Genomic DNA, 26,522 nt, shown 5'->3' on the forward strand with positions numbered 1-26,522 from the left:
TTGGAAATGAGGGTGCTATGGGCAGTTCAGAAAATGACAAGGTGACGTCGCGGCGGGTGTTTTACATTCCCGGCTATGACCCGATTCATCCGCGTCGCTATCGCGAGTTGTATCGCAAGGAAAGTGCAGCACAAGCAGCGGTTTCCGGATATGAAATTGCCCTGAAGGCCAAACCCAAAGGTGAGAATTACGGCTGGTCAGTCCAGGCCAGGATCGACGGAACCGATGTGCATGCGGATGTCGAGGTGTTGGTCTGGTCCGATATCGTACGCGACAGCATGGCTACGTCGATCCCTGCAACATATCTTCAATTGCTGCGCACCGCATGGGTCTATATCGCCTCGGGTGCACTGTGGCGTTTGATGAAGCTGCGCAAAGGGCCGGTGATTGCAGCACTTTATCCCGTGGGGATGTTGGTGTTGCAACTGTTATTGGCCTGTCTGGCTGCGGCGCTGATGATTGAGGTTGGCACAGCCTTGTTGACGCCCAGACTGGGCATCGCTGCCGTGCTGGTTTCGATGCTTGCAGCGGCTGTTGTTTTTGTCGCCCTGTTGCGCTGGTTCAAAAAACAGGATGGCAAGTTCTACGCCTATTATCTGATGCATGACTATTCCTATTCGGCTTCTTCACTGGGCGAAAACCCGCCCGAGCTTGAGGCGCGCATTGCGACATTTGTGGATACGATCGCAGAGGCGCTTCAAAGTGATGCGGATGAGGTTCTGGTGGTCGGCCATTCATCGGGTGCACATCTGGGGGTGTCGATCATGGCGGATCTGATCCGTCAGGGCAAGGTTCCTGGGGGCGGGCCTGCCTTGTCCTTTCTCACCTTGGGGCAGGTGGTGCCCATGGTCTCCTTCCTGTCACAAGCACATCGTTTGCGGGCTGATCTGCATGATCTTGCCTCACGTGATGAACTGACCTGGGTAGATGTGACTGCCCCTGGTGACGGCTGTTCCTTTGCTCTGTGTGATCCTGTTTCGGTGTCCGGTGTCGCGCCAGAAAACAAGCGATGGCCGCTTGTGTTTTCCGCAGCCTTTACCCAGACACTCAGCCCTGCGCGGTGGAGGGAACTACGCTGGCGCTTTTTCCGTTTGCATTTTCAATACCTCTGCGCTTTTGACCGGCCCAAGGACTATGATTATTTCCAGATCACGGCAGGGCCTGAAACCCTGGCAGCCCGCTATGCCGACCGTCCTCCCAGCAAGTCGCGGATCGATCGTGCAGTCAGCAAATACAGGTCGATGGCTGCATGACGATCCCACCCAAGCCGCCCAGTCGATCGGATAAGGTATCACTGTGGCGTTATGCCAAGCTGTTTCGCACCGACATTCTGTCGGCCCAGCCTGCGCGGCTCTATCGCGCATGGATGGCGGAATTCAAGACACCGTTTTTCCGCAGCTATCTGGTAAATCAGCCCGAACTGGTCAAAACCGTGCTAAAGGACCGTCCGGAGGATTTTCCAAAATCGGAGCGGGTCAGTGAAGGTCTACGCCCGCTGCTGGGAAATTCTGTTTTCATCACCAATGGCGAATTATGGAAACGGCAGCGGCGTATCATCGATCCGGCATTCGAGGGTGGCCGCCTGCGCGAGACCTTTCCTGCCATGTGGGACGCTGCCGAAGCTGCGGTCAAACGGTTGGACGCCCAGGTTGGTGAAACGATCGAGATCGAGGCTGAAACCAGTCATGCCGCCGCCGACGTGATTTTTCGAACGTTGTTCTCCATCCCGATCGAACATCATTTGGCACAGGCGGTTTTCAGTGAATTCCGGAATTACCAACGCTCGCAACCATTGCTGAACATTGCGGCCTTGGTCCCGCTGCCGCGCTGGATGCCGCGGTTCTTTAACAAGGGAACCAAGGAAAGTGCGAAAAAAATACGCAGGTTGATCGCTGAACTGACGCGCGAACGCTTTGTCCAGATTGCGGCTGGGACAGCACCGGACGATCTGGCGACCAAGATCATGACAACAGCGGATCCTGTTACAGGTGATCAGTTTGACGAGATAGAAATGGCCGACCACGTCGCCATATTTTTCCTCGCAGGTCACGAAACCAGCGCCTCTGCCCTGGCCTGGGCTTTGTATCTCATGGCGACGCATCCTGAATGGCAGGAAAAATTGGCAACCGAAGCTCGGGTGCTCGGCACCTGCGATTTCGGTGTCATGTCAAAACTGCGCCTCAGCCGTGACGTGTTTCGCGAGGCACTGCGGCTCTATCCACCGGTCCCGATGTTGGTTCGTGAGGCCGCATGCCCAGAGAATTTTCGTGACCGTAATGTCAAAAAGGGATCGCAAGTGGTGATAAGTCCGTGGCATCTGCACCGTCAGGAGCGGCTGTGGGACAATCCTGACGGATTTGACCCAACACGCTGGCAGACAGAAAACGGACGGAAATGCGGACGCGAGGCCTATATCCCATTTTCTGCCGGCGCACGGGTCTGTACCGGGGCAGGGTTTGCGATGGTCGAGGGTCCGTTACTTTTGTCGCGCATCTTGAGAGATTTTCGTATAGAGGCACTGCCGGATCGTGTTCCGGTTCCTGTTGCCCATCTTACGGTCCGGTCTGACCAGGGTATCTGGTTGAAGCTGGAACGGCGGTAGGTTCTACCATCTTGGCATTGTTTGACTTAGAAGCAGGGAAACGGAATCAGATATGACGGAGAAAATCCAATGAACGCAGCACAGATGACGCAAATGAAAAGCGGCAAAGGCTTTATCGCGGCATTGGATCAATCCGGCGGGTCGACGCCCAAGGCGCTGAGCCTTTATGGTGTCATGCCAGAGGATTACGAGGGCGAAGCGGCCATGTTTCAGGCAATGCATGACATGCGCGCGCGGATCATTCTTGCGGATGCTTTCACTTCGGACAAAGTGATCGGTGCAATCCTGTTCGAACGCACCATGGATGGCCAGATCAAAGGCAAGCCGGTTGCACAATTGTTGTGGGAAGATCGTGGTGTCGTGCCTTTTCTCAAGATTGACAAAGGCTTGGAAGACGAAGCGCAGGGTGTCCAATTGTTGAAACCGATGCCGGATCTTGATGATCTTTTGACGCGTGCAGGGCGGGCCGGTATTTTCGGCACCAAGGAACGCTCGGTCATTCATACAGCCGATGAAGCGGGAATAGAGGCGGTCGTAGCGCAACAGCTGGAGGTCGCAAGACAGGTTTGTGCGGCAGGCCTTGTGCCGATTATCGAACCGGAAGTGAACATCAATTCCAAGTCAAAGGCGCAGGCAGAAGGAATGTTGGCCGCCGCCTTGATGCGCCATGTCGAGACACTGGCACCCGACCAGATTGTCATGTTGAAACTGACCCTGCCAGAACAGCCCGGTCTCTATGATGCGCTTGCGGATCATGCCAATGTCTTGCGCGTTGTGGCCTTGTCTGGCGGTTATTCGACTGACGATGCCTGTGCGCGGCTTGCCCAGAACACCAAGATGATTGCAAGCTTTTCACGGGCTTTGACTGAAGGGCTGAACGTCAAAATGACGGATGAAGGGTTCAACGCGGCGTTGGGCGCGAACATCGGCAAGATCTACGATGCTTCGGTTGCATGAGGTATCGGAAACTTTCAAAGTTTCCGACCGTTTTCTTTGAAAGAAAACGATTACAAAAATGACCGAACAGGTTCCTGATTGCAAAAGATCACGATCTGGCCGGCGTTCTCGATTGCATGAAATCCGCGTCGGCGCAGTTCGTCTTTGAATTCATCGATTCCAACGTAGCGTTCGACGTCGCGCCGCTTTCTGCGAACGACGCCACCCGTTGCAGCCGCGCGTGAACTGAACAAATCAACGATCCATTCGTGTGTGGTGAGTGGTGAAGCAGAGCCGGACATCCAAGAATGCTAACCCTCTTTCGGTAAACGATCTCTTAACGCGCGCAGCACATAAAGCCGGATCGCCGAAGCCAGCCCCATCTCCATCCCGCGGTCTGCATCAATTTCGGCGACCAAAGCATTGATTGGCATGGATTTTGCCTCGGCCAAGGCGCGAAACTCTGCCCAGAATTCATCCTCCAGCGACACGGATGTGCGGTGCCCCTTCAAGGTCACGGAATGTTTGACAGGCCGTCCGCTCATGTGTCGCGGCGATGGGCGTCCAGATTGCGGGCGATCTTTTCGGCACGCGCCTTCAACGCTTCTTTTTGCGCCTTTGTTTGGCCAAAACGCACGGCATTCTCATCTGCGCGGGCTTTGCGCGAGGCGCGGTTTCGTTCTTTCTTGACTTTGTTGAGGTTGATGGGGGCGCTCATTGCGTCATCCTATTTCGGACCAATCATATCTTCGGGCCGCACCACGCGGTCAAAGGTTTCTGCATCGACAAATCCCAGCGCAATCGCTTCTTCTTTCAAGGTTGTGCCGTTCTTATGTGCAGTTTTAGCGACTTTTGTTGCGTTGTCATAACCGATGGTCGGTGCAAGTGCTGTCACCAACATCAGGCTTTCTTTCATCAGCTTTTCAATGCGTGGTTTATTGGCCAATGTGCCGACCACCATATTGTCCGTGAAACTGCCAGCCGCATCGCCAAGCAATTGCATGGATTGGATCACATTATAGCTCATCATCGGGTTATAGACGTTCAACTCGAAATGTCCCTGCGACCCGGCAAAGCCCACAGCCGCGTCATTGCCCATCACATGGGCACAAACCATGGTCAGTGCTTCGGCCTGGGTCGGATTCACCTTGCCCGGCATGATCGAGGAACCGGGCTCGTTTTCCGGCAAGATCAATTCACCCAGTCCAGAGCGTGGACCAGAGCCCAAGAGGCGCATGTCATTGGCGATCTTGAACATTGAGGCGGCGACGGTCTTTAGCGCTCCGGAAAACATGACCATGGCATCATGAGCGGCCAAGGCTTCGAATTTGTTGGGGGCCGTGACAAAGGGCAGGTCGGTGATCGACGCAATCTCTGCGGCAACCTTTTCGGCAAAGCCCTTGCGGGTGTTCAATCCGGTGCCCACGGCTGTTCCGCCCTGCGCAAGTTCATAGATGTCGGGCAAACAGGCCTCGACCCGCGCAATGCCTTTGGCCATCTGATGTGCATAACCGCCGAATTCCTGCCCCAGTGTCAAAGGCGTCGCATCCTGCGTATGGGTGCGACCGATCTTGATGATGTCCTTGAATTCTTCCGATTTTGCGGCCAGTGCCTCATGCAATTTGCGCAGACCCGGCAACAGGGTATCGCGGGCAACCATGCCGATGGCCACATGCATTGCCGTCGGGAAGGTATCGTTGGATGATTGTCCCATATTGCAGTGATCATTGGGGTGAACTGGGGATTTTGATCCCATCACCCCGCCCAGAATTTCGATGGCACGGTTGGAAATCACTTCGTTGGAGTTCATGTTCGACTGTGTGCCGGATCCAGTTTGCCAAACCACCAGCGGAAAGTTGTCGTCAAACTTGCCTTCGATCACTTCCTGCGCGGCTTCCTGAATCGCGGCAGCCAGTTCCGGGTCCAAATCACCAAAGCCAAGGTTGACCGTGGCACATGCCTTTTTGATCACACCCAACGCTCGTATGATCGCAACTGGCTGGCGTTCCCAACCAATGGGAAAGTTGATGATTGAACGTTGGGTTTGGGCACCCCAATATTTGTCGGAAGGGACTTCCAATGGGCCAAAGCTGTCTGTTTCTGTACGTGTATTGGCCATGGTCCGGCTCCTGCTTTGTCTTGCTGTCAAAAGGGGTGTAGCGGTGCACGCAGCGCAGCGCAATTGGACGTTGCCGTAAATGGGCCTATTCCCGGCATCGACCGGAATATTTCCGTGCGATAGGATCGGTTTATTTGTGGCTCATCCTATTTGCGGAAGGAATCCAGCGAAACGATCTCGGCATCGTTGCCTTTGGGGTTATCATCCTCAGGTTCTGTTTTCTGTGCTGCAACCGGTTTTCTGTCCGCCGGGGCGGATTCAGTGTCGTCTGAGTCCTGTTGCTCAAACCGCAGGCCAAATTCTACGGAAGGGTCAACAAAGGTACGGATGGCATCATAGGGAATATACAGCGGTTCGGGTGCATCGCCAAAGTTGAGCGTGATGGAAAAGCCTTCTTCGGTTACTTCCAACCCGTCGTACCAATGTTGCATCACCACAGTCATCTCACCGGGATAGCGGTCAGAGAGCCAATCGGCGAGTTCTGCATCGGGATGGGCGGTGTCGAAGGTAATGAAGAAATGATGGTTGCCCGGCAATCCATTGTCGGCAACATCCTGCAACACTTTACGGATCAATCCCCGCATCGCGTCATGCATCAGGTTACCGTAATCAATTTCGCGGCTCATCGGATCCCTCAGGTTCATCCAGTCTGTATTTCCACCATACCCCTTTTGCAGCCAAGGGAAAGGGGGACCGGAGTCAAAGGATGTCAATCAGCAAAGAGGTTCCGGCGCAATGGACCGTGGTATCAGGAAAATCGTCGTGCAATCGATCTAGGTAAATGGCAGGTGGATTGAATCTGTTCCTTTTGGGTATCAATAGGGCAATGTACCAGGCCAGCGTTGCCAGAGCGCACAGGGGATAAAGCGCCGACCACGAAAGAGGAATGCGATCACTTCATCCGCCTTGGCGGGAATGGTCTTCGGCGTGCAGGGTATGGGTGCAAAGGCCGCAAGCCGTTCAAGTAGGGGCGGGAATGTAAAAGGCCTGGAATAAATGGCGTGAAGATAGCCCAAACCGCCAACCATCCTGTCGCTTTGGGTGGCGAAAAATCGGTCTTAGTGACGCCAGCCAGCAAGAGGACAAATTTCGTTTCAAATATCAACCGTTCCGCCGTGGTTTAGGTAGATCCCCTAACTGCAGTCGGCATTCAGACCTGGACCTTTCAAGGGGCAGACGGTCAAGCGACCAATTTGGCGGTGACAGTCTTTACCGGAACTGGCCTTGCTTCGGAAGGGAAACGAGGTACGCGAAGGGTGAACACACTGCCTTTGCCAAGTTCGCTGCTAACCGTGATTTCGCCGCCGTGTGCTAGGGCAATATCGCGCGATATTGCCAGACCGAGACCGGTGCCGTTGTGCATGCGTTCAGCGGTAGAATCGACCTGATGAAAGGCTTCGAATACTGTTTTCAGTTGAGCGTCAGGTATGCCGATTCCGGTGTCCGTCACACGGAACAGAATGCAATCATCCGTCTGGCTGGCATCCAGACTGATCGATCCTTCGTCAGTGAATTTGGCCGCATTGCCAATGAGGTTGATCAGAACCTGTTTGATCCGCTGGCTGTCTACCACCAGGTCATAAATGCCTCGTTCAACCTTCAGCGAAAGGCCCTTGTCTTCAACCATCAGGCGCACTTGCTCAACAGCGGCGTCGACGATCGCGGGGACAGTCGTGTGCTGCATCTCCATGGCAAGGGTGCCGGATTCGATCTTGGCGAAATCCAATATTTCACTGATCAAGGTGAACAGATGATTGCCAGACCGTTCAACCGACTCCAGCATCTTTGCCATTTGGTCCTTCAAGCTGTCCAACTTTGGCAGGATTTCCGCCGAGGCTTCCGGGTGGTTCTCGATTTCTTGCACCAGTTTCTTGTAAAATGGCATGCTGGCCATGTTCTTGGCCAGACGTGTATGCCCCAGGATCACAGTCAGCGGTGTACGCAGTTCGTGGCTCAACACACCCATGAAATCTGTCTTGGCCTTGTTGGCTCTTTCCGCTTCAAGCTGCGCTTTTCTCAGATCGGTGATGTCGGTCCGAAGCCCGACGAGGCTGCCGTCTTCCATGGTGCGGTCATAGGCGCGTATCATTCTGCCGTCTGCAAGGATCTGTTCCTTGTCTGTGACACCTACACCGACCTGTTCACCATCAAAGCGTTTCAACCACTCTTTGTACCACTCCTGTTCACGGCCAATCGCATCTGGGATCAGACCTTCGCGAATGTTCTCTTTGACAATGTCTTCATAGCGGGCACCGATATGCACCATGCCTGAACCGCCCGCCAGTTTCTTGTATTTTTGGTTAAATGCCACGATCCGGCGGTCTGGGCCGAACATGACAAAGCCGCTGTCGAGGGCCTCGATCCCGACGGCAAGCTGGCGTTCGGCCTGATGGCGAATTTCAAAGATACGTTGGGTCAGCAAAAAGAAGGCCAGAATAGCGAGGGTCAAGGAAAAGAACTTTAACTTGCGTACAACGTGACCGGGCGCATTATCAGGCCAGCCACCAACAGGCAAAGCGGCGAGAATCCAGGTGCCAAAAGGCAATTTTAGATGCAGCGATATCGGGTCCTGTTCCAGGATGCTGCGATCACCCAGAAATACATTGCCGACCTGTTCCAATTCCGTAATGGCTTCATAGGCCAGAATGTCAAAACGTTTGTTGATCTGGGGAACGCCGATATTGGCTATGTATTCATCATAGTCGAGCACGAAGGAAAGCGTGCCCCAAAACTTCTTTTGGGAGTTTTTGCCCTGCAAGAATATGGGTTTGCGCAGCACGAGTTCCTGACTGCCGTCCTTTAGCAGGATCGGGCCGACCATCTGGCCTTCACCGCTCCAGATGGCTTTGTCAGTTGTCGCGTCATGATTATAGAATTCTCTATAGTCGCGCCCGATGATCTGTTCGTTGCCTGTCTTGGGAAAGACCATTGAGACAACCTCATCAGGAGCGGCCGTGATCCGTTTCATGCCGTCAGTGGCCAACAGGATGTCGAGCGCTTTGATATTGAATTCGGGCTGACTCATTTGCGGGTCTTGACCGATCAATGTCGCAAAGTCGTTCAGATCGAATGCGAGTTTGACAAGACTTTCTTGAATATGTTCGCGGACTTCTACCATCTCAACGGTTGTGGTGAGTTTGATGTCTCTGAGATGGGTCTGATAGGTCAGCGATTCAATCTTGCTGGTCAGCAGGATCATCAGCGAAACGATCAACGTACAAACGGCAAAGCGCAGCAGCAATGGTTTGGGACTCGTCCAGTCGTTTCCCCAACCGCCAAGATGTTCTTGGGCAAGCGATCTTGTCGCGCTTTTTTCCATGATTCATACTCACTTGCTCATTGCTGAGAACAGAAATGGCATGTGATTGAGTGCATTTTACGGCAAAACTTGGATAATGCGCTACCACAGCGTGTGCTTTACTTGATGGGAACAACTCGGAGGGCCGGAAACTACCCTCGTATTACGTTTTCACGTTAATTTTTAATCATTTATGTTGGAAGTAAGGGGGGAAAGTGCAGGTTTCTGTTGCCAGGTACCTGCGAACCCCGCCTTAGGTCGCTAAACGTAAGGACTTAAGTTTTCAATAGTTCCGGTTGCTTACGCAGCCATCGCCATTGGAGCACGATTGTCATTTGCAATTGTACATTTTGGGCCGATACGGTGGCACCCAGCCGAAACAAAGCTAACCTCTTTAGGCGTTCGTCGATCCTATTTCGACCCCATGATCCCCAAATGAAGGATGTTTGGTGGAGTCGCCGGGTACCGCCCCCGGGTCCGATCCGATTATTACAGGCGCGTTTATGTCCATAGTCCCGAAGGACAGGAGTAATGTAGGGCCTGTGGATGCTTCTTGCAATGGACTGCGCGCAGATTGTCGAAAAATCCTCACTGCGCCGCCTTGTTGCTTGCAGTCGGTTGTTCCAGAGCACTGGGACCGATCGGATTTGTCATGGGGCTGGTCATTCTTTGATGATGGATTTTCCGGTGGGGTCAAGAGTCTGGCCTGGATGGGCTTTGTGACCCTTTTAAGGTGGTCGAAAACCTGGTGCAGATCTGGCAATATGTGACAATACCGATGGGCCTTGCCTTGATCTTCGGCCTGTTGGCCGTGGCTGGCAGGTCATTGATTGCAGGAGGAGAACAAATGCCACCCAACATAACACCCTGCGCGGACCGTTTGCCTGGTTCGCAGCGCATTGACGCATGCATTTCCAATCCCGGATGGCACGGCTGCACCCAGATGGATTCGCGCATAATGGGGGAGTTGGTATTGAATTGCCCCGGTGCTGAGTTCCGTCGTTGCCTCGCCAGCGCTGGCGCGTATGCCCGGACTGTAAGTCACAATTACCCCTCAATGGCGGAGGTGCGTGATGCAGATTTTCATGAAACCGAGACCCTGAGCGGGCTCAAGGTTCAGGGTGAAGGCAAAAATTCAACGGGTAAAACGCAGGGTATTTCCGACATTCACCCACATTCCAGATATTGGATGGGAACGGAAATCATCGCGGCCCGGGGGGTGAAAAGGAGAGGGCGAAACAACGGGCGCGTCTGGGGTTCTGGCGGCATGTCAGTCGAGATTGGTCTGATCGACGGGCAGGGGACGCGGCCATGATCAGCAAGGAATTTGTTTTAACAATGGCGCAGTATAACGCCTGGCAGAACAAGCAGATCATGGAGATTACCAAAGGTATGGATACCGCGGAGTTATATGTCGATCACAAGGCATTTTTCCGAACGATCATGGGTACGTTGAATCACTTGCTATTGGGGGATTCCCTGTGGATGAGCCGCATGTGCGATGATGTGGCCAGGCCTGCGCCCTGCGACGATGGTGGTGTCACGTTGACAGATACACTGGGAGAATGGCAGGCTCAGCGGTTTCGTCTGGATGGGCGTATGCGCATCTGGGCGCAAACATTGTCAAACATCGACCTTGCCGGTGAATTGTCATGGTGGTCCGGGGCTCTGGAGAGAGATCTTACCCAGCCCAAGGCACTTTGCATCTTGCATATGTTCAACCACCAGACCCATCATCGCGGGCAAGTCCATGCCATGCTGACGGCCGCAGGGCAGGTGGCCCCTGTTACCGACATCGTATTCATGCCAAAGGAGGACTGAGAGCGCGGCAGCGGTGAATGTCTTGCCCAGGCGTAGCCCCGGTTGGATGTGCGCAAGGCCAAGGCATGGATATGAGTCCCAGTCGGCTGATCTCCGCGTCGGGCAGAAAGGCAGAAAGACGGTGCAGTTGTTTGCGAAAATTCGTCGAGGTGACGCAGTTTTGCAGGTGCTGCGCAAACCGGGGCGCTGCCCCGGACCCCGCGGTATTTAAAGCCAAAAAGAGAAGGGGCGTTGGCCTTGCCTCATGTGAAAAGGAAAACGAAGATGTTTAATGCGCTATTGGTGACCAAAGATGATGACGGCAAGACCTCGGCTGCGGTGACGCAGATGAATCTGGACCAACTGCCTGGGGGCGATGTGACTGTTGCGGTTGAGTATTCAACAGTGAACTACAAGGATGGTCTGTGTATCGGTCCCGGTGGCGGATTGGTACGCAATTACCCGCATATACCTGGTATTGATTTTGCGGGTACTGTCGAAGCCTCTGACGACCCCCGTTACAAGGCAGGTGATAAGGTTGTGCTGACCGGTTGGCGCGTCGGCGAGGCGCATTGGGGTGGCTACGCCCAGAAGGCACGGGTCAAGGCCGATTGGCTGGTGCCGCTGCCGAGCGGTCTGGATACGCGACAGGCAATGGCCGTGGGGACCGCAGGGTTTACGGCGATGCTGTCGGTGATGGCCCTGGAGGATCACGGCATCAAGGGCGGGCCGATACTGGTGACCGGGGCTGCTGGTGGGGTCGGGTCAGTGGCGACGGCGATCCTGGCCAATCTTGGCCATGAGGTCGCCGGTGTGACAGGGCGACCGGAAACCGCGGATTATCTGACCTCTCTCGGGGCGACGCAGATCGTGGCACGCGAGGAGATCAACGAAACTGTCAAACGACCTCTGGAAGGCGAGACATGGGGTGGATGCGTTGATGCGGTGGGCGGTGAGATGCTTGCGCGGGTGCTGGGGCAAATGCAATATGGTGCTTCGGTTGCCGCGGTCGGTCTGGCCGGGGGGGCGGGATTGCCTGCCACGGTCATTCCGTTCCTGCTGCGCGGTGTGAACCTGTTGGGTATCGATTCCGTGATGCAGCCCTATGACAACCGTCTGCGCGCCTGGGAGCGGATCGCCCGCGACCTCCCGATGGACAAGCTCGAAGCCATGATACAGCCTGCAAAGCTGGATGACCTACCGCAGTTGGGCCGCGACATTTTGAATGGGCAGGTCAAAGGCCGCGTTGTCGTTGATGTCAACGCATGACGGTGCGGGCGATAGCGGTGCCGCAAGATGCGCTGTTGCAGAAATATGCAAAAGGCGATGAGGCCTATACCGACTGCTTTGCGGTGACATCTCGGGTGGAGGCGGATCTACCCGCCTTCATCGAAGCCTTTTATACAACGTGGTTGTTCCGCCTTGAGCGGTTTGTTTTGATGCTGGCATTGCGCCGACGCATCCGCGACCGCGATGTTGTGGCACTGGCGACAGGGGAGGCTGAACGCTTTGCGGTCTGGACCGTAGAAGCCGGTGATGCGGCGCAAATCCTGTTGCGCGAAAGTTCCGGTGCGACGCGATCCTATCTCGCGGTGCGCCTGGATGAGGCGGGGCGGACGCGACTGTTGTTCGGCTCTGCCGTGGTCACGCGACAGGGGGCAGAGATGTCCAGTCTGGTCCGGATATTGATGCCGCTGCATCTGCTTTATTCGCGGGCTCTTTTGTCTTTGGCCGAGCGCAGGCTGCGGCGCGGTTGAGTTTGATCGCGACGCTGGATAGAACAGGCGGGAGTTTTCAGGAGCATATCATGTCCGACCCCTATGACGACCAGAATATCTTTGCCAAGATCCTGCGTGCTGAGATCCCCAGCTTCAAGGTATATGAGGACGACGAAACCTATTGTTTCATGGACATCATGCCACGCACGCGGGGGCATTGTCTGGTGATCCCGAAAACGCCCTGCCGGAATTTGCTGGACGCAACACCGCAACAGCTCGCGGACTGTATGGCAACGGTGAACAGAGTGGCGAAAGCGGCCAAGACCGCTTTCAACGCGGATGGCATCACGCTGTGGCAATTCAGCGAGGCTGCGGGGGGGCAGGAAGTGTTCCATTTGCATTTCCATATCCATCCGCGTCATGCAGGCGTGCCGATCCGCCCGCCGGGTGTGATGGGGGATATGGACGAGATAAAAAACCACGCCGAAGCCATTATCGCCGCGCTTGAATGAACAACCTGATCGGGGTGACGGCCTGCGCATCCTGTGAAAATGCCGGGTTGGGATCGGTTTTGCTGCTGCGCGAACCGTTGCTGGAAATGTCGTTGTCGTGTCGGTCTTCGCCTCCAAAATGCCGAGGAAGACCTTTGCTTCTGGGTGCAGACGTGTTCTTTTGTTACGAAACGGGGCAAAAATTCTCGGCTTTTATAACGCAAGAGGGACATTCAAATGACAGATGCCACGACCGATCAAGGGATCCCGGCACCCGAAGGTGCCGCGGATGTGATTGATACCAACTATGAGATTGGCCAAGACAACGTAGATGGTTCGATCGGTAGTTTCGGATTTGATATTCATAACCCGGTTTTCGCGATTTCAGCGGTGGCGATTGTCGCTTTTGTGTTCTACACGCTGGCGCTGCCCGAACAGGCGGCGGCTGCATTTTCCTCCATGTTCTCCTTTACCACCAAGAATTTTGACTGGTTCCTGATCGGCGCTGCCGATCTGGTGGTGATTTTCACCTTGTTGCTGATCATATCGCCCTTTGGTCGTGTTCGATTGGGCGGGGTCGATGCCAAGCCGGATTATTCTTACACGGGCTGGTTTGCGATGTTGTTTGCTGCCGGAATGGGCATCGGACTGATGTTTTACGGCGTGTCCGAACCGCTGACACATTTTTCGACCTCTTTTGGGGAAACCAGCATTGGCGACAACGGATTGCGCTCTGATTGGGCACCGTTGGGGGCGGCCACAGGGGATGAACCTGGCTCTGTCCGTCTTGGTATGGCGGCAACCATCTATCATTGGGGGCTGCACCCTTGGGCGATCTATGCGACCGTTGCTTTGGCGCTGGCCCTGTTTACCTTTAACAAGGGACTGCCCCTGACGATCCGGTCGGCATTCTATCCCTTGCTGGGCGAACGCATCTGGGGATGGCCAGGGCACGCGATTGATATCATTGCAGTCTTTGCCACGCTCTTTGGTCTGGCAACCTCGCTTGGATTTGGGGCGACGCAGGCCAATGCAGGCCTGAACGAGCTGTTCGGCGTTCCGATCGGCAAGACCACAGAAGTTGTCCTGATCACCGTGATCACCCTGATCGCCCTGGTGTCGGTGGTGCGCGGTCTTGATGGCGGTGTCAAAATCCTGTCCGAACTCAACATGGGGCTTGCCGGGCTATTGGCGCTTTTCACCCTGATCGTCGGGCCAACGGCGTTTCTGTTTGCCTTTTTCTGGGACAGCCTGAAAGCCTATGTTGAGTATCTGCCAGCGCTTTCCAATCCCTTCGGACGTGAGGATGTCAATTATTCACAAGGTTGGACGGCCTTCTATTGGGCCTGGTGGATCAGCTGGTCACCCTTCGTGGGCATGTTTATTGCCCGCGTCAGCCGTGGCAGAACAGTGCGTGAATTCATCATTTGTGTTCTGTTGATCCCTTCCATGGTCTGTGTGATCTGGATGTCGATCTTTGGTGGTACAGCGATTCATCAGGTTCTGGCGGATGGCTTTACCGGTGCGCAGGATGCAGGCTTGCCATTGCAGTTGTTCAAGATGCTGGGCGAATTGCCCCTGGCCTCGATCACATCCTTCATCGGGATTGTGCTGGTCATTGTGTTCTTTGTCACCTCGTCGGATTCCGGCAGTCTTGTGATCGACACAATCACCGCAGGCGGAAAAATCGATGCGCCGATGCCTCAGCGGGTGTTCTGGTGTGTGTTTGAAGGCGCAGTTGCCATTGCATTGCTGATCGGTGGCGGCCTTGCCGCCTTGCAATCCATGGTGATTTCTACAGGGCTGTTGTTCACGGTCATCTTGCTGCTGATGTGCTATTGCATCTTCAGGGGGCTGCAAAGTGAACGTGAAAAAATGAAATAGGCTTTAAAAACCAGCCTGACGAAACACACAAAAGGCGCTCGCTTCAGGGCGCTTTTTTCATGACTTGACGCCGTCGTTGACACGGAGGAACCTTGGGACATGACATTAGACACAGACTGGGTGCGTGCCCAATTCCCCGCTTTCGCCGAACCTTCCTTGCTGGGGCAGGCATTCTTTGAAAACGCTGGTGGGTCCTATACCTGCAAGCAGGTGATTGACCGCCTCTTTCGGTTTTACAGGCAACGCAAGGTGCAACCCTATGCGCCCTATGAAGCAAGTACCCTGGGCGGCGCTGAAATGGACGAAGCGCGTCTGCGCATGGCTGCGATCCTTGGTGTTGCAGCGGATGAGTTAAGCTTTGGGCCCTCGACGACACAAAACACCTATGTTCTGGCGCAGGCCTTTGGGCAAATGTTGCAGCCGGGAGAGGCGATTATTGTCACCAATCAAGACCACGAGGCAAACACCGGCCCCTGGCGCAGGTTAACCGATCGCGGGATCGAAGTACGTGAGTGGCAGATTGACCCTGAATCGGGAAGCCTGAATACCGATGATCTGGAAAACCTGCTTGATGACAAGGTGCGGCTGGTTTGTTTTCCCCATTGTTCGAATGTGGTGGGGCAGGTCAATCCGGTGACTGAAATCACCGCCCTGTGCCATGCAGCCGGTGCATTTGTCTGTGTGGATGGCGTATCCTATGCGCCACATGGTTTTGCGGATGTGGGTGCATTGGGCCCGGATATCTATCTGTTCTCTGCCTACAAGACCTTTGGGCCGCATCAAGGGTTGATGGTGATCCGCCGCCCCCTGGGTGAAATGCTGCCTAATCAAGGTCATGTATTCAACGGTGATTGCCTTTATAAACGCTTTACACCTGCTGGTCCCGACCATGCTCAGGTTGCGGCCTGTGCCGGCATGGCAGATTATGTCGACGCGTTTTATGCGCATCATATCGGCGGAAAGGCAGAGGCTACCCAGCGCGGTGAGGCAGTCCATGATTTGATGCGTGCCCATGAAACCAATCTGTTGCAGCCGTTGCTGGATGCGGTCAAATCACGTAATTCCGTGCGCTTGATCGGCTCCTCCGATGCGGCAGGGCGTGCGCCTACTGTCGCTTTGGCCTTGAACCGTTCGGGCGAAGATGTTGCGGCAGATCTGGCAAAACAGGGCATAATGGCGGGGGGCGGTGATTTCTATGCGGGTCGTGCCTTGGCCGCGATGGGGGTGGACATGGACAAGGGTGTATTACGGCTCAGTTTCACGCATTACACCAGTCAATCCGAAATGGATCAGCTTTTGTCGGCACTGGATACCGTTTTATAAGCCCATGTCCTTGATCGCTTTTGGTTCGCCCTAACTCGTATTGAGTGAGCGTTAACGAGGCATCTGGATGAGTGAAAAAGCCCCGATCCTGATATGGTTTCGCCGTGATCTGCGGTTGAGCGACCATGCTGCATTGACCGCGGCTTGTGCGTCCGGGCACCCGGTGATTCCAGTATTCATTCATGATCCGCTGGTCGAAGGTTTGGGGGCAGCGCCAAAGTGGCGTCTGGGCCTTGGAATTGGTGCGTTGGCCGCATGCTTGAAAGCCAAAAACAGCCAACTGGTCCTGCGCAAGGGCGCTGATGCATTGGCGGTCCTGCAAGAGTTGATAGCGCAAACCGGTGCAGGCGCGGTTTATTGGACGCGACTGTATGATCCCGACAGCGCCGCACGGGACGCAAATATCAAGGATACGTTGAAAAAACAGGGGGTTGAGGCGCGTTCATTCGGCGGGCACCTGATGTTCGAGCCCTGGACCGTCGAGACAAAAACCGGCGGCTACTACAAGGTATTTACCCCTTTTTGGAATGCGGTGAAAAAGCGTGGTGTAGACGTGCCGAGACCTGTGCCCGAAACGATTAAATCGCCTGTTGAATGGCCCTATAGCGAGGATATTGAGTCCTGGAACATGGGGGCGGCAATGGGCCGTGGTGTGACTGTTGTGCGCCCCTTTGTACGGCTGGGGGAGCAGGCTGCCCAGGAACGGTTAGGTGATTTCATCGAAGGCATTGTGGCCGGTTATGCCGATACCCGCGATCAGCCGGGGATTGATGGCACCTCAAATCTTTCCGAAAACCTTGCGGTTGGGGAAATCAGCCCGCACCAATGCTGGCATGCGGGCCGTCGCGGCATGGAAGAGGGCAAGGCAGGGGCAGAGATCTTTTTGAAAGAACTGGTTTGGCGTGAATTCGCCTATCATCTGATGTACCACACACCACGCATTCTGGAGGGCAACTGGCGTCAGGAATGGGATGCCTTTCCTTGGAAGGATGACGCCCGCGCGGCAGAGGTCTGGGCCTGGAAAAAGGGGCGCACCGGAATACCCTTTGTTGATGCAGCCATGCGCGAATTATATGTCACCGGACGGATGCATAATCGCGGTCGGATGATCGTTGCCAGCTACCTGACGAAACACCTGATGACCCATTGGCGTATCGGGTTGGCATGGTTCGAGAACTGTCTGATCGACTGGGACCCCGCCAGCAACGCGATGGGCTGGCAGTGGTCTGCAGGGTCCGGCCCTGATGCGACGCCCTATTTCCGTGTGTTCAACCCAGAAACCCAATTGGAAAGGTTTGACAAGGACGGTGCCTATAGGACGCGATGGATAGCAGAAGGCAGATCGTCGCCGCACAGGGACGCGCTGCGCTATTTCGAAGCTGTGCCGAGACAGTGGGCAATGACCGCTGATGATCCCTATCCCGACCCTTTGGTCACGCCGGCAGAGGGCCGGGCCCGTGCCTTGGCGGCCTACAGCAATCGCGGGTTTTAAGGGTGTTGGCGTGGTTTTGTGAAAACAGTGGCTTGGACTCGGAGGCAGATGTATGTGGAAATTTTACCTCACTTCATTGACAGAGACATTTGACGGTGGAAATTGTGCCACAACGCAGATTAGCATAGGAAAAACCCGGCTGATAGCCAGCAATGGGGTTTGCGAAGGAGCAGGACAATGCCTACCGCTGCGCGATTGATGGCCGCTATTTGTCTGGCCGTGGTGGCCTATTTCATTTCAGGCATGGTAATGCCATTGATGCCCGAGGCGACAGATTTTGGCAATTTCGTACCAATTAATGTGATTTTAGGAGCGCTCATCGGCTGGATCGCCATGGGACCCAGAGCAGGGCGGGGTAGCACTGCCGCGATCAACAATGGCTTGATGGGTGTGTTCCTTTTGGTGCTCTGGGGTATTGGCATACATTCGAGTATTGAGATGTTCCGTCTTGCGATGCGCAATCGTTACGATGGCCCGTTCGAGGCGATTGTCGCAATCTTCCAGATCGGATCGGAATATGCCCTGATGATTGCAACTGTACCGATTGGCATCGCTTTGGTTGTTTCTGCGGTCGTGACCGGCTTTCTCACTGACTTTGCCTTTAAGAGATGGCCGTAAAACTTTGAAAAGTCTATTTTTCTACGGCACGCTTCGACATCTCCCCTTGTTGGAGATCGTGTTGGGCAGGGATGCCAGCATGATTGATGCAACCCCGGCTGTCCTGGGCGGATTCAAGGTGAATGCGGTCGCAGAGGGGCCTTTTCCGATGATCGCCGAACTATCAGGCGCCAAGGCCAGTGGTCTTCTGGTGAAAGGGCTTAGCGCTCAGGACGTCACCCGTCTGGATTACTATGAGGGTAGTTTCGCCTATGATTTGCAACGGGTTACCCTATCGGACGGACAGGAAGCTGAGGTCTATGTTCCGCAGGCCGGGCGCTGGACGCCGGATGGGCCGTGGTCGCTGGAAGATTGGGCTGCAAAATCAGGACAGATGAGCGTGATCGCTGCTGCCGAGGTCATGAGCTATCTTGGTCATCAGGACCGTGATGCTGTCGCAGCGATGTTTCCGGTGATCCGCGCGCGGGCGGATGCGCAGGTACGCGCAGCGCACTCCTTGCACAGTGCGGAATGTTTTCATGGGCATGTCGAGATTGAGAATCGTACCCGTGCCTATTCTAAATTCTATGCAATGGATGATCTGGTTTTACGCCATGAACGTTTTGATGGAACCATGTCTGAATCGTTGGAGCGGGCGGTTCTGATAGATGCGGATGCAGCGCTGGTGATGCCCTATGATCCCCTGCGGGATCGGGTATTGCTGGTTGAACAGATACGGCTTGGGCCTATCGGTCGTGGCGATCGGGCAATGTGGCAGTTGGAACCGGTTGCAGGGCGGATCGATCCGGGTGAACATCCCGAAGAAGCCGCCCGCCGTGAAGCCTTGGAAGAGGCCGGTTTGACGCTGGGCGGGCTGGAAAAGATCGCCGAGGTTTATCCGTCCCCCGGAACTTCAACCGGGTTTTATTATCTTTACCTCGGGCTTGCCGATTTACCTGACAGGTCGACAGGCATTGGTGGGCTGCCAGAAGAAAACGAAGACATCCGTTCGCACCTGATGTCCTATGATGATCTGATGGCCCGTGTTGAAAGGTTCGATGTGGCCGGTGCGCCGATGGTCATGGCGGCTTACTATCTGGCACGCCACCGTGATCGATTAAGGCAAGGGATTGCTTGAGGTCTGTCAGGGGCGCGGCTACACCTTAAGGACAAAGCGCGCGTAACACATTCGGGGACTTTCATGCACATTGCAACCGACCTGACCAAGGCTGTCGGCAAAACGCCACTGATCAAACTGCGAGGACCGTCCGAGGCCACCGGTTGCGAGATTCTGGGCAAAGCCGAATTCATGAATCCTGGCCAATCGGTAAAGGACCGTGCGGCACTATTCATCATTCAGGATGCCGTTGCAAAAGGCTTGTTGAAACCGGGCGGTACCATCGTCGAAGGCACCGCAGGCAACACCGGCATTGGTTTGGCTTTGGTAGGCTCCTCTATGGGTTTCAAAACAGTCATTGTGATCCCGGAAACCCAGTCGGAAGAAAAGAAGGACATGTTGCGCCTGGCCGGTGCGCAACTGGTGCAAGTGCCCGCCGCGCCCTATCGCAACCCGAACAACTTTGTGCGGTATTCCGAACGGCTGGCTCATGCATTGGCACGCGAGAGCAACGACGGCGTGATCTGGGCCAACCAATTTGACAATGTGGCAAACCGCCAGGCCCATATCGAAACCACTGGTCCCGAGATATGGGAACAGACGGGCGGCAAGGTTGACGGCTTTTGTTGCGCGGTTGGATCGGGGGGAACGCTGGCAGGGATTGCGCATGTCTTGCAACCCAAAGGCGTGAAGATTGCGCTGGCTGATCCTGATGGCGCTGCTCTGCACAGTTACTACACCACTGGCGAACTGGTCGCCGAAGGGGGGTCGATCGCCGAAGGCATCGGGCAGGTGCGTATCACCAAGAACCTTGAGGGCCTGAAGCCCGATTTCAGCTATAATATCCCAGATAGTGAAGCTCTGCCGCAAGTATTTGATCTGTTGCAGAACGAAGGTCTGTGTCTGGGGGCCTCCTCTGGTGTCAATGTTGCGGGTGCCATGCGCCTGGCGCGTGAACTGGGGCCAGGACATACAATTGTGACCATCCTGTGCGATTTCGGCACACGCTATCAATCCAAATTGTTCAACCCGGCATTCCTGCGTGAGAAAGGACTACCGGTTCCTGAATGGCTGGACCGAGAAGCGGCGCTTTTGCCTGAGGTTTTTGAAAACGTCTGATGGCAAGGGCAGGGGTGCGCATATGGTTGGCACTGGTTCTTGTCACGGCTTTGGTGACAGGTCTCTTTGCGCAAACGGATCTATCTGTTGACATTGACCGTTGGACTGCGCTGGCAGAACGGGTCGAGGCCGCTGTAGATGATGAAAACACCAGCGACGAAGTGCTCGAAGAAATGCGCACACAGATCGTCGAGTTTCGGTCGGAGTTTGATGCCGCCAGTGACCTGAATGCCAAGCGTATCGCGACGCTGCGTGAACAGCTTGCCGCGCTGGGAACCACATTGGACGGAGAAACCGCTGCTCCGGAAGCTCCCAATGTGGTTGCTGCACGTACGGAATTGAATGAACAACTGTCCATTTTGCTGGTACCGGTCCAGCGCGCCGAAGCCGAATTCGTTCGGGCAGATGCAATTGTTACCCAGATTGATCAGACACTGCGTGAGCGGGGCACCAAGGAATTGCTGGCTTCTTCGCCCTCACCAATGAATCCCTTGCATTGGGAAACCGCGCTGAGCGACCTGAAAGCGGCGCTGTACACGCTGTGGCAAGAAACGCCTGATGCCAATGATGGCCTGGAAGAGTTACGCAAGACGCTTCCCGTGACGGTCCTGCTGACGGCCCTGGGGGCGGTGCTGATCTTTCGGGGGCGTTTCTGGTCTCGAATGATTGTGAACAGCCTGCAAAGGTTCGGAGCACGCGGATTTGGCATATGGCGGTTTCTGGTATCCCTGCTGCGGATCGTGTTGCCATTTGGTGGCTTGTTCCTGCTGGCGCTGGCGGTGATCTCGGCCGGTTACTTCGGCCCGAGTGTCGATGAAATCGTGTTTCTGCTGGCATTCCTGAGCGGCGTAATGCTTGGCATGCGCTGGGTTGCGGAAAGGGTGTTCTCGCGGGACGACGATGAGGCGTTGATCCTGTTGCCTCCTGAGCGGCGCAAAAGACTGCGCTTCCATGTAGGCTGCATCACAGCATTGGTTGTTGTCGGCGAATTGATTGCCCAGGTTCTTGCTTCGGGCAATCCTGCACCTGCGTCACGTGCGGTGCTGATGTTTCCGATCATGGTGCTGGCTGCAATATCGCTATACTGGATTGGTATAATTCTTCGCGGCTATGTCGATCCGTCAAAAGATGAAAATGCTGTTGCCGAAATACGAAGCTCTACGCTGGTGCGCGTGCTGCATTTCATCGGCACGGGGGCGATTGTCGTTGCTGTTGTAGCGCCCCTGCTTGCTGCGGCCGGATACCACAGGGCAGCAGAGGCGATTTTCCCACCCTATATCATGACCATGGCCTTGCTTGGGCTGGTGATGTCGCTGCAGCGGTTTACGGCAGATGTCTACGGTGCAATCAGCGGGCAGGGTGATCAAGCCCGAGAGGCGCTGTTGCCTGTGTTGTTCGGACTGATACTTCTGATCTTGGCGGCACCATTGTTTGCCTTGATCTGGGGCGCGCGCGTCACCGACCTGACCGAGCTTTGGGGGCTTTTCCTGCGCGGGTTTGCCATCGGCGACAGCCGAATTTCACCCACCGACTTTATTGCCTTTGCTGCTATATTTGCTTTTGGCTATGTTCTGACCCGCCTGGTGCAATCCGCACTCAGAGGCAATGTCCTGCCAAAGACGCAAATGGATGTAGGCGCACAGAACGCCATAGTTTCTGGTCTGGGCTATGTTGGTATCTTTCTTGCGGCACTGGCAGCAATTACCGGTGCCGGGATAGATCTGAGTTCGCTTGCAATTGTGGCAGGTGCCCTGTCGGTCGGCATCGGTTTCGGTCTGCAAACCGTTGTGAGCAACTTTGTCTCAGGCATCATTCTTTTGATTGAACGCCCGATCTCCGAAGGCGACTGGATCGAGGTGGGTGGACAGATGGGATATGTCCGGGACATTTCGGTGCGTTCGACGCGGATCGAGACCTTTGACAAGACTGACGTGATTGTGCCCAACGCCGATCTGGTAAGCGGCACGGTCACCAATTATACCCGCGGTAACACAGTAGGGCGTGTGATCGTGCGGGTGGGCGTGGCCTATGGCAGCGACACCAAAAAGGTCGAAACCATCCTGCGTGAGATTGCAGAGGCGCAACCCATGGTGCTGGCAACACCGCCCCCCAATGTGCTGTTTGTCAATTTCGGGGCGGATTCACTTGATTTCGAGGTGCGCTGTTTCCTGCGTGATGTAAACTGGATGATGGCCGTGAAAAGCGACATGAATCATGCGATCGCCGCCCGTTTCACTGCCGAAGGGATTGAGATACCCTTTGCGCAGCGTGATATTTGGCTGCGCAATCCCGAAGCCTTGCGTAGCGATCAGAATAATGGCGATGGGTCACCCGGCCTTGAAGGACCAAGCGCACAAGGAGCAGGCTCATGACGCAAATGTTGTTTCGCACCAACCCATATCTGCGTGACTCAGCAGCCGTAGTGCATGATCTGACTCCGGAAGGCGGCATCATTCTGGATCAATGTCTGTTCTACCCGACCGGCGGCGGCCAACCCGGAGATTCAGGTTGGATCAGCTGGGATACTCAGCACCTGCCGATTGCGACCACTGTAAAGGGCGAGGGAGATGCGATTGTACTGGTTCCGGCCGAGGCATCGGCCTTGCCGCCGAAAGGGGCCCATGTCACCCATGAGGTAGATTGGGACCGTCGTCATAAACATATGCGGGTGCATACGGCCCTGCATCTTCTGTCGGTGGCCGTGCCCTTTGGTGTGACCGGGGGGCAGATTTCCGCCTCACATGGGCGATTGGATTTTGACATGCCCGATGCACCCCACAACCGCGAGGAAATCGAAGAGGTGCTCAACGGATTTGTAGACGCGGATCTGCGGATCAGTGAACAGTGGATCACAGGGGAAGAGCTTGAGGCAAACCCGCATATCGTCAAAACAATGGCCGTCAAACCGCCCAAAGGCGCAGGTAACATTCGTCTGATCCGCATCGGCGAGGATGAAGACTGGATCGATCTGCAACCCTGTGGCGGCACCCATGTGGCCCGCACCGGTGAAATCGGTGCGCTTCGTGTCGGGAAAATGGAAAAGAAAGGCCGTTTGAACCGTCGTATCTATCTGCATCTTGATAGCTAAATCTGTTTTGACGAATGCACCGTCCGGTGCAATTTCGCCCTTGCAACTGGGGGTGCGCTCATATTAAACCCCGCCCAACGGATCGGTGGCCGAGTGGTCGAAGGCGCACGCCTGGAAAGTGTGTAGGCGGGAGACCGTCTCCAGGGTTCGAATCCCTGTCGATCCGCCACTTGCCCTTGAGAAAGCGTTCTCCCGATCCGGCTCCGGCCGGATTTTTCCGTTGTTTTCGAGGGTTATGCGGGGAGGGCTGAACACCGGCCCTAGCGCTGGAAGGCCCCGAAGCGGTCTCTCGGGGCCTATATTCTCCGGACCTGTTGACTGCACCGTTTTGGTGATCAGGTTGTAAGTTCCTGATATGTATACCCTTTTTCCAAAGGGCACTAGGCGCTTCGACTTCGGTCTCTATCGCATTAACGCGACCCAGTTCGAAATCCGCCTGTTGTGGCGATGTCACAAATATAGCAGAATTCCACGTTATGGCTATATTGCTCTCCAGGTTCGCAAACGAGGTAGGACAAATGCGTCCTACCTGCCGTTTTGTTCAGTTTCTCCAGCCGCCGCCTGCATTCAGACTTGGGGACAACATACTGCACTCTGGGAGACTCTAACCATAAGCTGGCCCAAGGCAAATTTAGGATGCCAACAGCACGTCTTGAGGCGGTCAATTTCTTGGTTGATTTCGGATGCGACTTTAACCTTCCAAATCTCGAGGTCAACGATATTCTCGTGGAAATGCAGGAAGGTGCGTACAGTTGCTTGCCTCCGGTGTGCAATAAGAACGGCGCACCGAACTTCGACGCTTGTTGGGAGATAGAACGATTTGGATGAACTGGTCGAATTCAATAATTCATTGGTTAAGGAAGTCGCCGCTGAAGCATCAGCAAGTAGCATTTCACAGTCGGACGCCTTTTTCGAGCGGATGGCGGCACTATTGGAAGCAGAAGGTGAAATAGCGACCGCTGACCGGGTTACGTTTCTCGCCAGCAGCCAGGGCAAGACCTTGAGGCTCGACGGGATTGGCGGAGACCCGCGTGAGTCCGAGGGTATACTTAGCGTCATTGTCAGCGATTTTCATGATGGAGACGCGGCGGTTAAGATCAATGCAAGCGATGCCAAGAAGGCCTTCGGCCACCTAATCAACTTTGTCGCCGCCGCGCGTCGAGCAGCCTTCCGTGCAGACCTGATCGAAGGGAGTGCTGAAGCGGGTGCCGCCTCAATTATTACATCTGCGTGGTCATCTATCACGAAGATCAAACTCATTCTCATGACAAACGCGACCTATAGCGCCAGGACAGACGCGGTTCTTGCGGGCAAGATTGACGGCATTCCAGTCACCTACAACATCTGGGATCTTACACGCTTCCATCGTTACGAGACGTCGGGACACGCTCGGGAAAAGATCATCGTCAATTTTCGGGAAGATTTCGGCGCAAGCATCCCGGCACTGGCTGCTTCGAGCAGCGGCGAACACCTCGACAGTTATCTTGTTGTGATCAGCGGCCATCAATTGGCTGAAATTTATGACAAATGGGGGGCGCGGCTTTTGGAGTCGAACGTTCGGAGCTTCCTTCAGGCGCGCGGCGCTGTGAATCGGGGTATTCGGGACACCATCAAGGATGAACCGGCAATGTTCTTCAGCTATAACAACGGGCTGTCGGCAACGGCCGACAGCGTCGAGGTAGAGAAGACATCGAACGGTCTCAGGATCGTGTCCGCGACAAACCTGCAGGTAGTAAATGGTGGTCAAACCACAGCTTCTCTCCACGCGGCTCGGAAAATCTCGCCAGAAACGCTCGAACAGGTCCACGTGCAAATGAAGTTGACAGTTGTTCCGTCGGATGCTTCCGAAGAGGTCGTCCCGTCCATCTCGAAATACGCCAACAGTCAGAACAAGGTCAGCGCGGCGGATTTCTTCTCGAACCACCCGTTCCATATGAGGATGGAAGAATACTCGAGACGAGTTTTGGCTCCGGCCGCCGAAGGTACAAACCGGGAGACAAAATGGTTCTACGAGCGCGCAAGGGGTCAGTACCTTGTCGAACGCGCCAAGAAATCCCAAGCTGAACGTCGGCGTTTTGATCTTGAAAACCCGAAACCGCAATACTTCGTCAAAACCGACCTTGCGAAGGTCGAGATGAGTTTCCGCATGCGGCCTGATACGGTCAGCAAGGGCGCGCAGAAAAACTTCGGCGAGTTTGCCCAGATGATCGGGGCGGAATGGAACCGGAGTGACAAGAAGTTCGATGAGACATGGTATCGGCGCTTGGTCTCTAAACTGATAATCTTCCGGCATCTCGAAAAGACAATTCCGAAACAGCCGTGGTATCCCGGTGGATATCGCGCAAACATTGTCACTTATTCTATCTCCAAATTGGTCTCGGACGCAGATGAAAGGGATCATGTTATTGATCTTGATGCCGTATGGCGGCGCCAATCGGTATCTCGGGATCTAGGTGACGCATTATTGATCGCGGCCGAAGCGGCAGCGGAAGTAATCACCCACCCCGAAGCGGGCGTGAACAATATAACGGAATGGGGAAAGAAACAGGCGTGTTGGGCGACCTTGCAGCGGGCTCAAATCGACTATGGACCTGAGTTTATGAATTGCCTTGTTGAGCCAGAGCAGGCGCGCGCCGTTCAGAGAGATGGCCGTCGCGAAGAAGCTGTAATTTCTGGCATTGAGGCCCAGACTTCGGTGATTGAGGCCGGAGGTGAATTCTGGAACCGGCTTAGGGAATGGGGCGGAGGCAAGAGGATATTCAGTCCAAAGGAGGATGGCATTCTGAAGGCTTGCGGCCTGTTCCCGTCCAAGCTGCCGTCGGAAAAACAATCGGTCATCGCACTCGATCTTCTGGAGCGGGCCCGAGAGGAAGGCTACGTGGATGAGGATGAATCTCCGAGGATCCGGATATCCTCCTTGTCACGGCAGCACTAGGAC

The 26,522-nt window shown here is 55.0% G+C and carries 23 protein-coding genes, 1 tRNA gene and 1 other RNA gene; 18 read left to right on the forward strand and 7 right to left on the reverse strand.

Features of this window, described 5'->3' with window-relative positions; translation table 11 throughout:
* Nucleotides 1–17 precede the first annotated feature (17 nt).
* The 3 genes from OS190_RS08625 (at nt 18) to OS190_RS08635 (ending at nt 3,559) form a co-directional block, all read left to right on the forward strand.
* Nucleotides 18–1,253, forward strand: a complete 1,236-nt coding sequence (locus tag OS190_RS08625; protein ID WP_267158249.1) for a hypothetical protein — start codon at nt 18–20, stop codon at nt 1,251–1,253.
* Complete coding sequence (locus OS190_RS08630) at nt 1,250–2,602, forward strand: cytochrome P450 (protein ID WP_267158250.1); 1,353 nt, start codon at nt 1,250–1,252, stop codon at nt 2,600–2,602. Before OS190_RS08625 ends, OS190_RS08630 begins: the two co-directional genes overlap by 4 nt.
* 69 nt (nt 2,603–2,671) lie before the next feature.
* Complete coding sequence (locus OS190_RS08635) at nt 2,672–3,559, forward strand: fructose bisphosphate aldolase (protein ID WP_267158251.1); 888 nt, start codon at nt 2,672–2,674, stop codon at nt 3,557–3,559.
* A 50-nt stretch (nt 3,560–3,609) separates the two neighbouring features.
* Here OS190_RS08635 and OS190_RS08640 read toward each other — a convergent pair whose 3' ends face one another.
* From OS190_RS08640 to ssrA, 7 genes are all read right to left on the reverse strand, one after another.
* Nucleotides 3,610–3,792, reverse strand: a complete 183-nt coding sequence (locus OS190_RS08640; protein ID WP_323370643.1) for a hypothetical protein — start codon at nt 3,790–3,792, stop codon at nt 3,610–3,612.
* 57 nt (nt 3,793–3,849) lie between these two features.
* A complete protein-coding gene (locus tag OS190_RS08645; RefSeq protein WP_267158253.1) occupies nt 3,850–4,083 on the reverse strand; it encodes a ribbon-helix-helix domain-containing protein in 234 nt (77 codons plus the stop codon).
* Nucleotides 4,080–4,256 (reverse strand): DUF4169 family protein, encoded by a 177-nt coding sequence (locus OS190_RS08650; protein ID WP_267158254.1) that lies wholly within the window; start codon nt 4,254–4,256, stop codon nt 4,080–4,082. The genes OS190_RS08645 and OS190_RS08650 overlap by 4 nt, the downstream gene beginning before the upstream one ends.
* Before the next feature lie 9 nt (nt 4,257–4,265).
* Nucleotides 4,266–5,657, reverse strand: coding sequence for a class II fumarate hydratase (gene fumC, locus OS190_RS08655; RefSeq protein WP_267158255.1), 1,392 nt, complete (start codon nt 5,655–5,657; stop codon nt 4,266–4,268).
* Nucleotides 5,658–5,803: 146 nt separating this feature from the next.
* Complete coding sequence (locus OS190_RS08660) at nt 5,804–6,283, reverse strand: SspB family protein (RefSeq protein WP_267158256.1); 480 nt, start codon at nt 6,281–6,283, stop codon at nt 5,804–5,806.
* A gap of 554 nt (nt 6,284–6,837) precedes the next feature.
* A complete protein-coding gene (locus OS190_RS08665; protein WP_267158257.1) occupies nt 6,838–8,976 on the reverse strand; it encodes an ATP-binding protein in 2,139 nt (712 codons plus the stop codon).
* 193 nt (nt 8,977–9,169) lie between these two features.
* Nucleotides 9,170–9,518, reverse strand: a transfer-messenger RNA (tmRNA) gene (gene ssrA / locus OS190_RS08670).
* A gap of 185 nt (nt 9,519–9,703) precedes the next feature.
* On the opposite strand from ssrA, the gene OS190_RS08675 reads away from it, so the two are divergent.
* The 15 genes from OS190_RS08675 (at nt 9,704) to OS190_RS08745 (ending at nt 26,519) form a co-directional block, all read left to right on the forward strand.
* Complete coding sequence (locus OS190_RS08675; protein ID WP_267158258.1) at nt 9,704–10,270, forward strand: hypothetical protein; 567 nt, start codon at nt 9,704–9,706, stop codon at nt 10,268–10,270.
* Nucleotides 10,267–10,776: a DinB family protein gene (locus OS190_RS08680; RefSeq protein WP_267158259.1), complete on the forward strand. Its 510-nt coding sequence runs from the start codon at nt 10,267–10,269 to the stop codon at nt 10,774–10,776. The genes OS190_RS08675 and OS190_RS08680 overlap by 4 nt, the downstream gene beginning before the upstream one ends.
* A 264-nt stretch (nt 10,777–11,040) precedes the next feature.
* Nucleotides 11,041–12,024 carry an acryloyl-CoA reductase gene (gene acuI / locus OS190_RS08685; protein WP_267158260.1) on the forward strand — a complete coding sequence of 328 codons (984 nt, stop codon included), beginning with the start codon at nt 11,041–11,043 and terminating at the stop codon, nt 12,022–12,024.
* Nucleotides 12,021–12,512 (forward strand): hypothetical protein, encoded by a 492-nt coding sequence (locus OS190_RS08690; protein ID WP_267158261.1) that lies wholly within the window; start codon nt 12,021–12,023, stop codon nt 12,510–12,512. The genes acuI and OS190_RS08690 overlap by 4 nt, the downstream gene beginning before the upstream one ends.
* Nucleotides 12,513–12,562: 50 nt before the next feature.
* The gene (locus OS190_RS08695; protein ID WP_267158262.1) at nt 12,563–12,985 is read left to right on the forward strand and encodes an HIT family protein; all 423 of its coding nucleotides are present in this window, start codon (nt 12,563–12,565) and stop codon (nt 12,983–12,985) included.
* A gap of 216 nt (nt 12,986–13,201) precedes the next feature.
* On the forward strand, nt 13,202–14,848 hold the full coding sequence (locus OS190_RS08700) for a BCCT family transporter (protein WP_267158263.1): 1,647 nt from the start codon (nt 13,202–13,204) through the stop codon (nt 14,846–14,848).
* 99 nt (nt 14,849–14,947) lie between these two features.
* Entirely contained in the window at nt 14,948–16,171 is a 1,224-nt protein-coding gene (locus OS190_RS08705) for an aminotransferase class V-fold PLP-dependent enzyme (RefSeq protein WP_267158264.1), read from the forward strand.
* A gap of 67 nt (nt 16,172–16,238) precedes the next feature.
* A complete protein-coding gene (locus tag OS190_RS08710) occupies nt 16,239–17,663 on the forward strand; it encodes a cryptochrome/photolyase family protein (RefSeq protein WP_267158265.1) in 1,425 nt (474 codons plus the stop codon).
* 177 nt (nt 17,664–17,840) lie between these two features.
* On the forward strand, nt 17,841–18,281 hold the full coding sequence (locus OS190_RS08715; RefSeq protein ID WP_267158266.1) for a TrgA family protein: 441 nt from the start codon (nt 17,841–17,843) through the stop codon (nt 18,279–18,281).
* Nucleotides 18,282–18,285: 4 nt separating this feature from the next.
* Entirely contained in the window at nt 18,286–19,398 is a 1,113-nt protein-coding gene (locus OS190_RS08720) for an NUDIX domain-containing protein (RefSeq protein WP_267158267.1), read from the forward strand.
* A gap of 63 nt (nt 19,399–19,461) precedes the next feature.
* Nucleotides 19,462–20,496: a cysteine synthase A gene (locus OS190_RS08725; RefSeq protein WP_267158268.1), complete on the forward strand. Its 1,035-nt coding sequence runs from the start codon at nt 19,462–19,464 to the stop codon at nt 20,494–20,496.
* Nucleotides 20,497–20,510: 14 nt separating this feature from the next.
* Nucleotides 20,511–22,868, forward strand: coding sequence for a DUF3772 domain-containing protein (locus OS190_RS08730; RefSeq protein WP_267158269.1), 2,358 nt, complete (start codon nt 20,511–20,513; stop codon nt 22,866–22,868).
* Nucleotides 22,865–23,584 carry an alanyl-tRNA editing protein gene (locus OS190_RS08735; RefSeq protein ID WP_267158270.1) on the forward strand — a complete coding sequence of 240 codons (720 nt, stop codon included), beginning with the start codon at nt 22,865–22,867 and terminating at the stop codon, nt 23,582–23,584. The genes OS190_RS08730 and OS190_RS08735 overlap by 4 nt, the downstream gene beginning before the upstream one ends.
* 79 nt (nt 23,585–23,663) lie before the next feature.
* Nucleotides 23,664–23,753, forward strand: a tRNA-Ser gene (locus OS190_RS08740).
* A 651-nt stretch (nt 23,754–24,404) separates the two neighbouring features.
* The gene (locus OS190_RS08745) at nt 24,405–26,519 is read left to right on the forward strand and encodes an AIPR family protein (RefSeq protein WP_267158271.1); all 2,115 of its coding nucleotides are present in this window, start codon (nt 24,405–24,407) and stop codon (nt 26,517–26,519) included.
* The last annotated feature ends 3 nt before the right edge of the window (nt 26,520–26,522 follow it).

It is taken from the genome of Sulfitobacter sp. F26204, assembly GCF_026410305.1.
Taxonomy (GTDB): domain Bacteria; phylum Pseudomonadota; class Alphaproteobacteria; order Rhodobacterales; family Rhodobacteraceae; genus Sulfitobacter.